The organism is Paenibacillus sp. FSL R10-2736 (genome assembly GCF_038000245.1).
Taxonomy (GTDB): domain Bacteria; phylum Bacillota; class Bacilli; order Paenibacillales; family Paenibacillaceae; genus Paenibacillus_AQ; species Paenibacillus_AQ phytohabitans.
This window is the reverse complement of sequence record NZ_JBBOBN010000002.1, coordinates 840,302-853,136: the sequence shown is the minus strand read 5'-3', so window position 1 is coordinate 853,136 and position 12,835 is coordinate 840,302. Positions and strand designations below refer to the sequence as shown.

Sequence of the window (12,835 nt, the reverse complement as noted above, 5' to 3'; positions counted from 1 at the left end):
CTCCTATCTCCGGATCAGCTTTGGTTCAAAGCCGACCCGCAAAATATCACCCAGCACATTGAAGCTCAGAACGGTCAGCAGGATCATCAGCCCCGGGAACAGCGCCAGATAAGGCGCCTCTGCAATATACCCCTGCGCGCTGTTCAGCATGCTGCCCCAGGTGGCGTTCGGCGGCTGTACCCCGAAGCCAAGGAAGCTCAGCGACGATTCCATCATAATGGCCGACGCAATATTATTCGTTGCGCCGACGATAATCACCGGCACCAGTCCCGGAAGGATATGCCGCCAGATCATGCCGAAGGAGCTTTGACCGGAGGCCTTGGCGTACAGCACATATTCGCGTTCTTTGATCGTCAAGGTCTCCGCGCGGACCACACGGGCCACGTTCATCCACATTAACAGAGCTATAATAATGATCAGGTTGCCGATGCTCGGCTTCAGGTACACGCTGAGCAGCAGCAGAATCAGGAAGGACGGAATAGACATGATAATGTCCAGCATCCGCATCAGCAGATTATCCAGCCAGCCGCCGAAATATCCGCTGATCACTCCAACCATTACACCCACAAAGGTAGCCACGACCATGGAGGCGAAACCGACGAGCAGCGAGACACGGCCGCCATATAGCGCTCTGGACAGATAATCGCGTCCATAGTCATCGGTTCCGAACAGATGTCCGGCGCCGGGCTTGGTGAGGCGGGCCATGGCATCCATGGCATTCGGATCATATCCGGACAGGAAGGCAAAGATGGCCCCCAGCGTAAAGATAGCCAATACAGCAAGAGCAGCGACACCCAGACCGTTCGTAAACAGCTCTGACTGTAGATTTTTCCATTTACTGCGATTCATGAGGTCACCCCTTTAATTTAATTCGCGGATCGACAAAGCTGTAGAGAATATCTGCCACCATATTACCGAGGATCAGCATTAAGGAAGAAAATAAGGTGATCCCCATAATGACGGGATAATCCATCCCCTTAACCGCCGTCATCCCCAGCGACCCGATGCCCGGCCACGAGAATACCGTCTCGGTGACGATGGCCCCGGCCACCAGATCCCCCATCGACATGCCCAGCAGGGTAATGACCGGCAGCAGCACATGCTTCAGGACGTGACGGAACAGGATTGTCGATTTCTTCGAGCCAAAAGCATACTGGATCTGCACATATTCCTCTTTCAATTGTCCAATCGTGCTGGAGCGGATATAACGCACATATCCTGCCAGGAAACCGAAGGCCAGCACCGAGCAGGGCAAGATCCCGTGCTTCAGCACATCCAGCGGCGATTCCACACCAATCGTGCGCATCCCCATACTCGGCAGCAGATGCAGCTTGATCGCGAACAGATACATCAGCAGGATCGCCAGCCAGAATAATGGAATGGAAATCCCCACATAGGAAATAAAGTTAATCAGCTTGTCTACCCAGCGGTTGCGGTTCGCACCGGCCACGAGGCCTAGCGGAATCGCCAGAATAACCGCCAGCGCAATAGCGCTGCCCATCAGACCGGCTGTAGCCGGCAGGCGTTCGAGGATCTGTCCCAGCACCGGCTGGTGATTGATCAGGGAATATCCGAAGTTGCCCTGCACCATTTCCTTGATCCAGATGAAATATTGAATATAGGCGGGCTTATCCAGCCCCAGATTATGGCGGATACGCTCAATATCATCGGCATGCATATTGGGTGTGACGAAAGACAGCACCGGATCACCCGGAGCCAGCTTGATCATTGTAAAACACACTACGGATACAAAAAACAGCATCGGCAGTGTTTGCAGCAACCTTCGGACGATGAGTTGTCTCATACGCAGCTTCTCCCAGCTCTTGACAGGCAAAAAATAAGCTGGAGAACCCAGCTTATTTTTTTGCCGTGCTTATTTTTTGGGGCAGATTATTTCTGGTAGATCTTGGACAGGTCTTCGAAGATAACGACCGGCTTCAATACAGCTTCATCAATGCCGCCGTAGTTCTTCGATACAGCTACAACTGTTTTAGTATACGCGATCGGGTAGATCGGCGCATCTTCAGCGACAAGCTCCTGCGCTTTCTTGTAGATCTCTGCGCGTTTTGCCGGATCAGCTTCGCCTGCACCGTCATTCATCAGCTTATCAACTTCGCTGTTCGAATAATGCGAGTAGTTGGAAGAGCTGCCCGATGTGAACAGGATACGGTAAGCATCGGGATCATATCCCATGATATAACCGGTCAATGCCAGCTCGTAGTCGGTAGATTTCAGATCAATGAACTTCTGCACCCAGGCCGAGGAGTCCATGTTCTGCAGTTCCACTTCCACGCCGACAGCCTTCAGCTTCTGCTGCACATACAGCGAGATCGCTTCCTGTGCCTTGTTACCGCTCTGTACAATGTAACGAAGCTTCAGGTTGCTCTCTCCGGCAGACGCCAGCAATTCCTTAGCCTTAGCGGCATCATTATCAAAACTAGTTACTTCATTCGTGAAATACAGCGCGTCCGGAGTCAGGAATGACTTGGCCGGGTCAGCATATTCACTGGAAGTGTACGCTGTCTGGATCAGCTCATCGCGGCTGAGGGCCAGGGACAGGGCTTGACGGACTTCTTTTTTGGCGAGGGCGCCGGTATCACTGTTCGCATTGAACATCAGATAAGCCAGACGGCCTTCACTATAAGGCAGAATTTCGAAATTGTTCGTTGCCTGAATGGTGGCTACATCCTTAGGATCCAGATACTGCACGTTGATCTCGCCGTTCTGCAGGGCAAGGTTCGCAGCATTGGTATCCTTGGCAATCCGGTAAGTTACAGAATCCAGATGCGGCTTGCCGCCGAAGTAGTTATCGAAGCGTTCCAGTGTCAGATACTCACCGGCTTTGTATTCTTTGAATTTGAAGGGACCGGAACCTACCGGAGCAGCGTTCTTGGTGCTCTTCTCAATGTCGGTTTCATTCTCAAAAATATGCTTTGGAATCGGGAATACCTGTACCAGTGTCGCTTCAAAAGCCGGGCTGACCTGCGGAAGCTGGAATTCAACGGTCAGATCATCCACTTTCACCGCTTTGATGGCTTGGTCGCCGATCAGGAAGTTGGCTCTCAGGAAGCTGTTCTGCTTCTCGTCGAGAATGCTGTCGATGGTGAACACGATATCATCCGCCGTCAGCTTCTCTCCATCATGCCAGGTAAGTCCATCCTTAAGCTTCAGTGTGTAAGTAAGATTATCCTCCGAAGGTGTCAGGCTCTCTGCCAGGTAGAAGGTCTTCTCCCCGTTATTCACCTGGAACAGCGGAGCATACAGTGCCTGGTCAATCGTCAAGCTTACACGGTCACCTGCATAGTTCGGATTAAGTACAACCGGATCAGATGCGACCCCTATAATCAAGCTTCCGCCATCCTTCGGTTCGCTGGCAGCAGGCTGCTGCGTTTCCGCCGGTGTCTGGCTGGCACCCGTATTTGTCGATGCCGCGTTATTTCCATTAGAGCATGCACTAATCATTAGTGTTAGTAGAACTAGAATGACAACCCCTGATATCCCTTTACGCATTATCTCTCTCCTCCATGTCTATGAGCAATCTCACTCGTTGTGAAAGTTATTATATATCGGAATAGTCGGGATTACAATGTATTAATTTTCCACCTGTGAAAGTTTGAACAACCGCCCGCTGTTACCCCTGAGGATTGCCGTTATCCCATACGCTGATCTCCTGCATGACATCCCCGCGCCGCAAAGCATCCACATGCTCCATTCCCTCTATTACTCTGCCGAACACTGTGTGCCAGCCGTCAAGGTAATCAAAAGTATCGTAGCAGATAAAAAACTGGCAGGAGCCCGTGCCCGGCCCGAAATGGGCCATGGATAACGCCCCGCGCACATGCTTATGCGGATTTCCTTTCGTTTCACAGGGGATTTTGTCCGTGCCGCCCCGGCCAGTACCCTCCGGACAGCCTCCCTGGGCGACAAAGCCACGGACAACGCGCTGAAAAGTCAGACCGTTGTAGAAGCCGCTGTTCGCGAGCTTTTCAAAATTGGCTACGGTTCCGGGGGCCTCCTGGTCAAATAATTCGAGCCGGATCTCTTGTCCATGTTCCAGTCTTATTCGAGCCAGCTTCATAAGGTCTCCTCCGCCTCTCCGGCTGCAGTGCCTGCGGGAACGCCGATATGAGCCACGGTCTTGGCCGCTTGCTCAGGCGCATAGATCTCCTGTACATCCTCGTCCAGCAGCGGCCGGAGTTCTCCATCCGCAGTATGTAGAAAAACCTCAGCGCGCGGATTCATCGCCAGGAGCAGGTTGATTAATTGCTGTACTTTTAACGGTGACTTGTCCATCCTCTCACTCCTGTCCTGCAGTCTGCAGAATGTCTATACCTGTCTATGCGGTATTGTACAACAGCTCTCAGGCAGACACCAATCCATATATTTCCTCCCAGGTCTCTATTTTTTGAAAAACCGGGATTAGTCCCGTACTTCTCTAAATATATTGAATACATATAATTCATATCATCTATTTGCGAATCCAAGGGGATGTTCTATTAATGTTGACCTTATCCTGGAGTGGCCTGCTATGAATGAGAACCGAACCCGGGTTCTGCTGGGCAGCCCGATCCATCAAAAACCGGCAATTCTCGAGCAGTTTCTGAACTCACTGCTGCGTCTGAACCTAACCAATATTGAGCTGCATTTCTATCTGATTGATGACAACCCGGACGAAGCTTCGAGTCAGCTGCTCCAGCAGTTCACCCAGAGCGGCAGAACGGTCTTCCTGCAGTCTTCAGGGTTTCATGATGCTTATATCCGCGATGATACGACCCATTTCTGGAATTCCAATCTGGTCTGGAAGGTGGCCGGGTTCAAGAACCTGATGATCCGGCGTGCCGAAGCCTTCGGCTATGATTATCTGTTCCTGATCGACTCCGATCTGATTCTTCATCCGGATACGCTGCTGCATCTGATCAGTACGGGCAAGGACATTATCTCCGAGGTGTTCTGGACCCAGTGGCAGCCTGGCACTCTGCTGCAGCCGCAGGTCTGGATGCATGACGAATACAACCAGTGGGAGGTGCTCCCGGGAGAGCAGCTCTCACACGAAGAGATCAACCGCCGCTTCCACGCCTTCCTGATGAAGATGCAGCAGCCGGGAATCTATGAGGTCGGCGGACTCGGCGCCTGCACCCTGATCAGCAGCCGGGCCATCGCTTCCGGTGCCAGCTACGACCGGGTCCACAACATCTCCTACTGGGGAGAAGACCGCCATTTCTGCATCCGTGCAGCGGCGCTTGGCATTCCGCTGTATGTCGACACCCACTACCCGGCGCTGCATCTCTACAGGGACAGCGACCTGCTCAAGGTGCCGGAGTTCATCCGGCAGACTTCGGGCGCGGAGGCTGGAGCTGGGCTGGAGTCGCCGGAGACGGGGCGATGTGACGGGGAATCGGAGCGGGATGCGCGGTATAGGGCGGAGCTTGAGCGGGAAGGGAAGGGCGAAGCGAACACAAGGCCGGATGGGTGGCACGAGGCGAAGCGGAGCGATGCCGAGTTAAATGAGGCAGAGCTAGGGCCCGAGGCGCGGAATGCGCCGGGGGCGGGACGGGGCGATGCGGAGACTGCGCGGGAATGGCGGAGTGACGCGGAGCTTGAGCGGGATCGACAGCTCGCGGCGGGGGCTCAGGCCGGCGGCGAGGAAACCGCTGCGCGCGAGGTTGCGCCTTCGGACAGCGGCGGCGCGGCGGACAGTTCAGACATGCAGAGCGCTGCCGATGCAGCGCCCGTGGATAAAAGAGCGCTGGATGCGAGCGCGGAGTGGGATGCGCTGTGGACCGAGGCGGAGGCCCGGCGGCGCTTGTCCAAGGAGCCGCTGCCAGAGGGCGGCGGCGAGATCGAGCTGCCGGGCACCGGTCCGGCGGCGGGCGCTGATGCGGCTGCGGCAGACGGTACAGATGCAGCAAGGCGGGGCGCTGAGCATGGAGCGGCGACCGGCTACTCCGGAGCGGCTGCTAATTCAGCAGCTGTCCGGCGGCCCAAGCTGACGCTTACGATGATCGTCAAGAATGAGGGCTCGCGGTTTCTGCGGCAGGTTCTGCAGGAGCACCGCAAATATATCGATGAAGCTGTCATTATCGACGACGGCAGCACGGATAACACAGCGGATATCTGCCGGGAGGTGCTTCAGGGCATTCCGCTGCATCTGATACGCAACAACGTCTCCAGATTCAGCAATGAATCCGAGCTGCGCCAGCAGCAGTGGGAGGCGGTCCTTCAGACGAATCCGGAGTGGATTCTGAGTCTGGATGCGGATGAAATTTTCGAGGCCGGATTTCCGGAAGAAGTGGATGCCTTGCTGCGTACGGACAATTGCGACTTGTTCTGCTTCCGGCTCTACGATTTCTGGGACGATACTCATTACCGTGAGGATATGTACTGGCGGTCCCATCAGAGCTACCGGCCGTTCCTGCTCCGCTACCGGGAGGACTTCACTTATCTCTGGAACGATCTGCCGCAGCATTGCGGGCGGCTGCCGGAGAATATTTTCGAGCTGTCCCACCAGTTAAGCAATCTGCGGCTGAAGCATCTCGGCTGGTCGAAGCCGGAATACCGGCTGGAGAAATATCTGCGCTATATGCTGCTGGACCCGGACGGCCAATACGGCTGGAAGGAACAATACCTGTCTATCCTCGACCAGCATCCCCATCTGATGCCCTGGAGCGAGTAGGCGGCGGGGATAGTAGAGCTTAGAGCTTCTATATAAACCACACTTAGGATTTCGGCCAAACAAGTAACCAATAATCGCTTAACCGCTGCTGAGGCAGCGGTCCCGCCAAGCGTCTATTTGGACTTTGAAGTTCATTCTGTATGGGGCGGGTATACAGGTAACAGGTATAAATGTTGTAAATATTACAACTCGGATTCATAAATAACGGGGTATGCGGGAGGATTGTTGTATGAAATACAATAATCCTTTCAGTTAGCCGCTTGCAGAAGATGAAATGCTGCATTTCCTGCAACAATTCTTGATTTGGGCTGATTTATTGAAGAAAATGTTGTATTTTCTGCAGGATTTAAGTCGAACGTCACAAGAAAAGCGTCCAGCCTTAAGGCGGAACGCTTTTTTCTTTGCGGATTGCAGTTGGTGCCTTACGGAGGCATCGGCCGGGTGAGTTCACATTTTAGAGCGAGTCAACCGTCTTCGCAGATTCCGGTTTCACTATAGTAACAGTCAGCTCACCGTCGGCTTCGTCAACCGTCATCACTGAGCCTTCCTCTGCTTCTCCGGCGATCAGCGCACGCGCCACCCGGGTCTCCAGGCTGCGCTGGATGAACCGCTTGAGCGGTCTTGCGCCGTACACGGAATCAAAGCCTTCCTCGGCAATGAAGCGGACGGCCTTGTCGCTCAGCGTAAGGCCGATGCCCCGCTCTACCAGGCGCAGACGGAGACCGTTCACCAGCTTAACCACGATCTGCTGGGTTTCGCCCAGCGTCAGCGGTTTGAACATCACGATATCGTCCACCCGGTTAAGGAACTCTGGCCGGAAATGGCCGCTCAGCTCCTTCATCACCCGGTCCTTCACCGCTTCGGTCAGCTCACCGTTGTCATCGATGCCCTGAATCAGATGCGGCGAGCCGATATTGGAGGTCAAAATGATGATGGTGTTCTTGAAATCGACCATCCGGCCCTGCGAGTCGGTCAGCCGCCCGTCATCCAGCAGCTGCAGGAGAATGTTGAACACATCCGGATGGGCCTTCTCCACCTCGTCCAGCAGCACAACAGTGTATGGCTGGCGGCGCACCGCTTCGGTCAGCTGGCCGCCTTCTTCATAGCCGACATATCCCGGGGGAGCACCCACAAGGCGGGAGACACTGTGCTTCTCCATGTACTCCGACATGTCGATACGGATCATGCCGTCCTCGCGGTCAAACAGCGATACGGCCAGCGCTTTGGCCAGCTCGGTCTTACCGACACCGGTCGGCCCCAGGAACAGGAACGAACCGATGGGGCGGTTCGGGTCCTTGATGCCTGCTCTTGCCCGGAGCACAGCATCCGCCACCAGCCGGACGGCCTCATCCTGGCCGACTACCCGTTCATGCAGCGTATCTTCCAGCCGCAGCAGCTTATCCCGCTCGCCTTCCACGAGACGGCTGACCGGGACGCCGGTCCAGCGCGAGACGATATCGGCGATCTCCTCTTCCGTCACGGCCTCACGCAGCAGCCGGGTCTCCTGATCCTGCTGCGCGGCTTCCTCTGCGGCCTTCAGCTGCCGCTCCAGATCAGGAATTACGCCGTAGCTCAGCTCGGCGGACTTGTTCAGATCATAGATCTCCTGCGCATCGACCAGATCCTTGCGCGCCTGCTCTAACCGCTTCTTCAGCTCGCGGATGCCCTGGATCGCCGATTTTTCCTTCTCCCAGCGGACGGTCATGCCCAGATGCTTCTCCTTGAGGTCGGCCAGCTCCCGCTGCAGGATTTCCAGACGGCGCCCACTGGCATCGTCGGTTTCTTTTTTGAGTGCAGCTTCTTCAATCTCCATCTGCATCAGGCGGCGGGTCACCTCATCCATCTCACCGGGCATGGAATCAATCTCCGTGCGGATCATCGCGCAGGCTTCATCCACCAGGTCAATCGCCTTATCCGGCAGGAACCGGTCCGTAATATAGCGGTTCGACAGGACACCGGCCGCGACGAGCGCGCTATCATGGATCTTGACTCCGTGATGCACCTCGAAGCGTTCCTTAAGACCGCGCAGAATGGAGATGGTATCCTCGACATCCGGCTCGCTGACCAGCACCTGCTGGAAGCGGCGTTCCAGCGCCGGGTCCTTCTCGATATATTTGCGGTACTCATCCAGCGTCGTCGCCCCGATACAATGCAGCTCACCCCGGGCCAGCATCGGCTTCAGCATGTTGCCCGCGTCCATGGCCCCTTCAGTCTTACCGGCACCGACAATCGTATGCAATTCATCAATGAACAGAATGATCCGGCCGTCACTCTCGCGAATTTCCTTCAATACGGCCTGCAGCCGCTCTTCGAATTCCCCGCGGTATTTGGCTCCGGCAATCAGTGCGCTCATATCCAGCGAGAAAATCGTCTTGTCCTTCAGCCCCTCCGGCACATCCCGGCGGACAATCCGGTGGGCCAGCCCTTCCACAATCGCTGTTTTCCCCACACCGGGTTCGCCGATCAGTACGGGGTTATTTTTGGTTTTGCGGGAGAGGATACGGATGACCCGGCGGATCTCCGCATCCCGTCCGATCACCGGATCAACCTTGCCCGCCCGCACCTCGGCCACCAGATCACGGCCGTATTTCTCCAGCACCTCATAGGTGGCCTCCGGCTCCCGGCTCGTCACCCGCTGGTGTCCGCGGATCTCGGCCAGCACCCCAAGCAGCTTCTCCCGGGTAACGCCCCGGCCCGTGAACAGCCCGCGCAGCTCGCGGTTCCCGCTGCCGGAGTCCGAGACCATCGCCAGCACAGCATGCTCTACGGCCACGAATTCGTCCTGCATCTTGGCCGCTTCCTTCTCGGCCTGCTCCAGCATGGCGATCAGCGCAGGCGAGGCATACCGCCGCATCGTGCCCGCTCCGCTTCCGCTTACGCTGGGCTTCCGCTGAAGCAGCACCTCCGTACCCTGCAGCAGCTCGGCTGCAGGAATATTCATCTTCTGCAGCAGCCGCGGCAGCAGGCCCTCATGCTGCTGAAGCAGTGCCTTCAGCAGATGAAGGTTATCAATCTCCTGATGTCCGCTGGCCGCAGCCAGGGACTGGGCCTCTGCGACGGCTTCCTGCAGCTTCTGTGTAAGCTTGTTGAAATCCATAAGATCATCGCCTTTCCGTAAAATTATGCCGCTGCAGCCCCAGCTGCAGCATTCCATATGTCAGTCAGCCGGATAACCGGCGTTATATTCATCATTACCCCGTTGTCGCTCTGCGCCGCTGTGCACCGCCGGGAGTCTGCCGTTTGGCTCCGGCCTGGAAGCTGCCGGAATCGGCCAATTGGCGGTACAGCTTCTTCTCCGCTTCCGAGGTTTCCGGCGGAATGACGATCTCCATCCGGAACAGGATATCACCATTCGTACCGTTAGGACGTTTAAGCCCCTTGCCGGAGAGGCGCAGCGTTCTGCCGGACGCCATACCTGCGGGAATTTTCAATTTCACCTGGCTGCCATCCGGCAGGGTCACCTTGGCTTCCCCGCCAAGTACAGCCTGCCAGGGGGCAATCTCTACCGTGCCGAGTAAATCCCCGCCGCCGTCCGGTTCATAGATGTCATGGGGCAGGAGATGCAGCGAGACCAGCAGGTCGCCTCCCTGTCCCGCCCCGCTTCCGCCGCCGGGAACCCGGATCACCGTCCCTTCGGACGAGCGTGCCGGAATCTGCACACTCAGGTCTTTGCCTGCAGCCTGAACGCTGATATTTCCGCCTTTGTAAGCCTGCTCCAGCGTAATCTCAAGCTGGGCCTGCATCGTGCTGAACTCATCCGCCCAAGGGCTTCCCCCTTGGCGGACACCGCCGCTGCCGGAGAAGAAATCGAAGCCGGCGCGGTCCGCTGCCCCCCGGCTGCCGAAGAACATCCCGAACAGATCCTCTTCGGGAATACTGCTGCCGGAAGCAGCGCCGCTGCTCCAGCCCGCGCTAAAAGGCGAATCCCAAGACGCGGAGGAGGCTGCCCCGCTGCTCCGCGGACCCCTTGCCCCAGCGTAGCCGGCCCCGTAGCGCAGCTCCTCATCATAGATTTTCCGCTTCTCTTCATCACCCAGCACTTCGTACGCTTCGGCCGCTTCCTTGAATCTGGCTTCTGCCTCCGGGGCTTTGTTGACATCGGGATGCCACTTCTTAGCCAGCTTCTGATAAGCTTTTTTGATCTCCTGCTTCGAGGCCTGCCTGCCGACGCCCAGAGTCTCGTAATAATTTGCCGCCACTGGTACCTCCTCCTTTCGTATATTGGGAAGCTTATTCTATAGGTTATAGCATTCCGCCCTGTAACAAGCCTATTCCCGGTGCCGATGATTATTCACCAAGTCCCTTTCTCCGGGAAAAGACGCATCATAGCCGGTATCCCCACTACAATGCGCCCTGTATGATCATGCTATATGAAAAGCCCGGCGAAACCACTCTGCCGCAGGGGACCGGATAGGCCGGCGGCAGAAGCCGCTTAGCCCGGGAACCCCGCTGAACCCGGCTGCTTCAGCCAGACTTGGAAGTCCTGCTTCCTTCGCCTTCCTACACCCTTCCCCGGCGCTCCGGCTCTCCGCTTCCCCCGGAGACCGTTCACCCCGGAAGCGGCACCTGCCGCTTACTGAAGCTGCGCGTCTGAAGAATGCCCGCCATCCTGAATTTCAATCCGTTTGCCCTGCGACTTCTGCCGTTTCGGCACTTCCAGGCTCAGCACCCCGTCTTTCAGTGAAGCGCGGATACCTTCCTCCGCAATATCCTGAACGTAGAAGCGGCGCACATACTCACCATACCGCCGTTCCCGGCGCACAGTCTGATGTTCCTTGTTCTCCTCGCTGTTCTCTTCTTTGCGCACTGCCTTGATCGTCAAGTAAGGGCTGGTATAATCGATGTCGATTTCTTCTTTTTTGAAGCCCGGAAGCTCGGCCTCAATCAGATACGCCCCTTCACTCTCGCGGATGTCTGTCCGGAAGGACAGCGTGGAGCTTGTCAGCGGTGCAAAGAAATCATCATTAAACACTTCGTTAAGCGACTTAGCCAGCACACCAAAAGCATCATCTCTGCGTTTACCAAAAGGAACCAAATCAAACATTATCCATTCTCCTCTCATTTGACTTTGAATTTGTTGTTGGTTTGACTTTGACTTTATTTGACCTATGGCTTTATTATAGTCGCCGGCCGCCCGGATGACAAAACTCATATAAGCCGAAAATCCCGTAAATTCCGGCGTTTCGGCTTATTTTTTAGTATAAATTTTAACATTATTAATAATTTGACCTTATTTGACCTTAACGCTTTATTTCACATGTTTTTTATCCGCACCCTCACCGCCACAGTAAATATAAAGAACTAGCGCCTAAAATATAACAAGTAAATTAAAGGAACTAGTGGGAATTGTCGATATAAGTGTAATAATAAAAATCCCGCAGCCATGCGGATATGATGAGGTGATGAGGTGGCAAAAGCAGGACTGGGCATTATCTTCTTCGTCATAGGTTTTATTCTACATAGAACTTATGCAGCAGATCCTAACGTTATTATTTCTCTTGTGATTGGAGGGCTTGGAGGAATTATCGGGTGGGCGATCGGCGGATTAATTAGGCCATTGCGCGTCAAGAAAGCTAGACCAGCTCATGATGAGGCCGCCGCTGCTTCCGAAGGGGTCCTGGAATCCTCAGATCAGCGCGCAGATGAATCAGAGCCTTCTGGCTCCGGAGGCTGGTTAGGACTTTTCGCAATAGGTATTGTTCTCTCACTCTTCGCGGGTGTGCGAATGCTTTATGGTAATTTCTCATTATTCGGCTCTGAAGGCCTTAAGCTTCTTACCGACCCTGACAGCAGCTACTACGTCGCTTCAATGCTTCCTAGTCTTGTGATAGAAACGGTATTAGTATGTATTCAGGTCGTAATGATCCTGTTCATTCTGTACCTGGGTCTCAAACATAAAAAGTTATTCAAATACATATCTATATCTTTCATCGTATATAACATCTTACTTAATACCATAGATACCTTCATGTTCAGCCATGTACAGACTACTCTTTCCGGTATCATACCGGATGATACCTCTTATACGGATATCTTCCGGTCCTTCATTTATGCTGTAATCTGGATCCCCTATTTCCTGCGGTCAAAGAGAGTCAAGAATACGTTTATTTATTAACATTTTTGTACATAGTCTCTTCAATTCTTCCGGACCTGCGGTATTGT

10 protein-coding genes are annotated in these 12,835 nt (G+C 54.8%); 2 read left to right on the top strand and 8 right to left on the bottom strand.

Annotated features, from left to right (window positions below; genetic code table 11):
• Positions 1–3: 3 nt before the first annotated feature.
• The 5 genes from NSQ73_RS31845 to NSQ73_RS31825 form a co-directional block, all read right to left on the bottom strand.
• A complete protein-coding gene (locus NSQ73_RS31845) occupies positions 4–849 on the bottom strand; it encodes an ABC transporter permease (RefSeq protein ID WP_042210124.1) in 846 nt (281 codons plus the stop codon).
• Between the two features lie 4 nt (positions 850–853).
• Entirely contained in the window at positions 854–1,804 is a 951-nt protein-coding gene (locus NSQ73_RS31840) for an ABC transporter permease (RefSeq protein WP_039300002.1), read from the bottom strand.
• A gap of 86 nt (positions 1,805–1,890) precedes the next feature.
• Positions 1,891–3,510: an ABC transporter substrate-binding protein gene (locus NSQ73_RS31835; protein ID WP_171720382.1), complete on the bottom strand. Its 1,620-nt coding sequence runs from the start codon at positions 3,508–3,510 to the stop codon at positions 1,891–1,893.
• A gap of 121 nt (positions 3,511–3,631) precedes the next feature.
• The gene (locus NSQ73_RS31830) at positions 3,632–4,078 is read right to left on the bottom strand and encodes a peptidylprolyl isomerase (RefSeq protein WP_340990172.1); all 447 of its coding nucleotides are present in this window, start codon (positions 4,076–4,078) and stop codon (positions 3,632–3,634) included.
• Positions 4,075–4,293 (bottom strand): hypothetical protein, encoded by a 219-nt coding sequence (locus NSQ73_RS31825; protein WP_340990170.1) that lies wholly within the window; start codon positions 4,291–4,293, stop codon positions 4,075–4,077. Before NSQ73_RS31825 ends, NSQ73_RS31830 begins: the two co-directional genes overlap by 4 nt.
• 235 nt (positions 4,294–4,528) lie before the next feature.
• Between NSQ73_RS31825 and NSQ73_RS31820 the strand changes: the two genes are divergently transcribed.
• Positions 4,529–6,673 carry a glycosyltransferase family 2 protein gene (locus NSQ73_RS31820; protein WP_340990168.1) on the top strand — a complete coding sequence of 715 codons (2,145 nt, stop codon included), beginning with the start codon at positions 4,529–4,531 and terminating at the stop codon, positions 6,671–6,673.
• Between the two features lie 454 nt (positions 6,674–7,127).
• Here the strand turns inward: NSQ73_RS31820 and clpB are convergent, their stop codons facing one another.
• The 3 genes from clpB to NSQ73_RS31805 all read right to left on the bottom strand — a co-directional run bounded on the left by clpB (position 7,128) and on the right by NSQ73_RS31805 (position 11,717).
• Entirely contained in the window at positions 7,128–9,770 is a 2,643-nt protein-coding gene (clpB, locus tag NSQ73_RS31815; protein WP_340990167.1) for an ATP-dependent chaperone ClpB, read from the bottom strand.
• A 94-nt stretch (positions 9,771–9,864) separates the two neighbouring features.
• Positions 9,865–10,872, bottom strand: coding sequence for a DnaJ C-terminal domain-containing protein (locus NSQ73_RS31810; RefSeq protein WP_340990166.1), 1,008 nt, complete (start codon positions 10,870–10,872; stop codon positions 9,865–9,867).
• A gap of 374 nt (positions 10,873–11,246) precedes the next feature.
• Complete coding sequence (locus tag NSQ73_RS31805; protein ID WP_340990165.1) at positions 11,247–11,717, bottom strand: Hsp20/alpha crystallin family protein; 471 nt, start codon at positions 11,715–11,717, stop codon at positions 11,247–11,249.
• A gap of 363 nt (positions 11,718–12,080) precedes the next feature.
• Here NSQ73_RS31805 and NSQ73_RS31800 point away from each other — a divergent pair, with 363 nt between their 5' ends.
• Positions 12,081–12,788, top strand: coding sequence for a DUF2569 domain-containing protein (locus NSQ73_RS31800; RefSeq protein ID WP_340990164.1), 708 nt, complete (start codon positions 12,081–12,083; stop codon positions 12,786–12,788).
• Positions 12,789–12,835: the final 47 nt, after the last annotated feature.

Bases quoted from the DNA above. Each gene is read 5' to 3' on its own strand.
- NSQ73_RS31845 (WP_042210124.1), bottom strand. From the start codon at position 849: ATGAATCGCAGTAAATGGAAAAATCTACAGTCAGAGCTGTTTACGAAC.
- NSQ73_RS31840 (WP_039300002.1), bottom strand. From the start codon at position 1,804: ATGAGACAACTCATCGTCCGAAGGTTGCTGCAAACACTGCCGATGCTG.
- NSQ73_RS31835 (WP_171720382.1), bottom strand. From the start codon at position 3,510: ATGCGTAAAGGGATATCAGGGGTTGTCATTCTAGTTCTACTAACACTA.
- NSQ73_RS31830 (WP_340990172.1), bottom strand. From the start codon at position 4,078: ATGAAGCTGGCTCGAATAAGACTGGAACATGGACAAGAGATCCGGCTC.
- NSQ73_RS31825 (WP_340990170.1), bottom strand. From the start codon at position 4,293: ATGGACAAGTCACCGTTAAAAGTACAGCAATTAATCAACCTGCTCCTG.
- NSQ73_RS31820 (WP_340990168.1), top strand. From the start codon at position 4,529: ATGAATGAGAACCGAACCCGGGTTCTGCTGGGCAGCCCGATCCATCAA.
- clpB (WP_340990167.1), bottom strand. From the start codon at position 9,770: ATGGATTTCAACAAGCTTACACAGAAGCTGCAGGAAGCCGTCGCAGAG.
- NSQ73_RS31805 (WP_340990165.1), bottom strand. From the start codon at position 11,717: ATGTTTGATTTGGTTCCTTTTGGTAAACGCAGAGATGATGCTTTTGGT.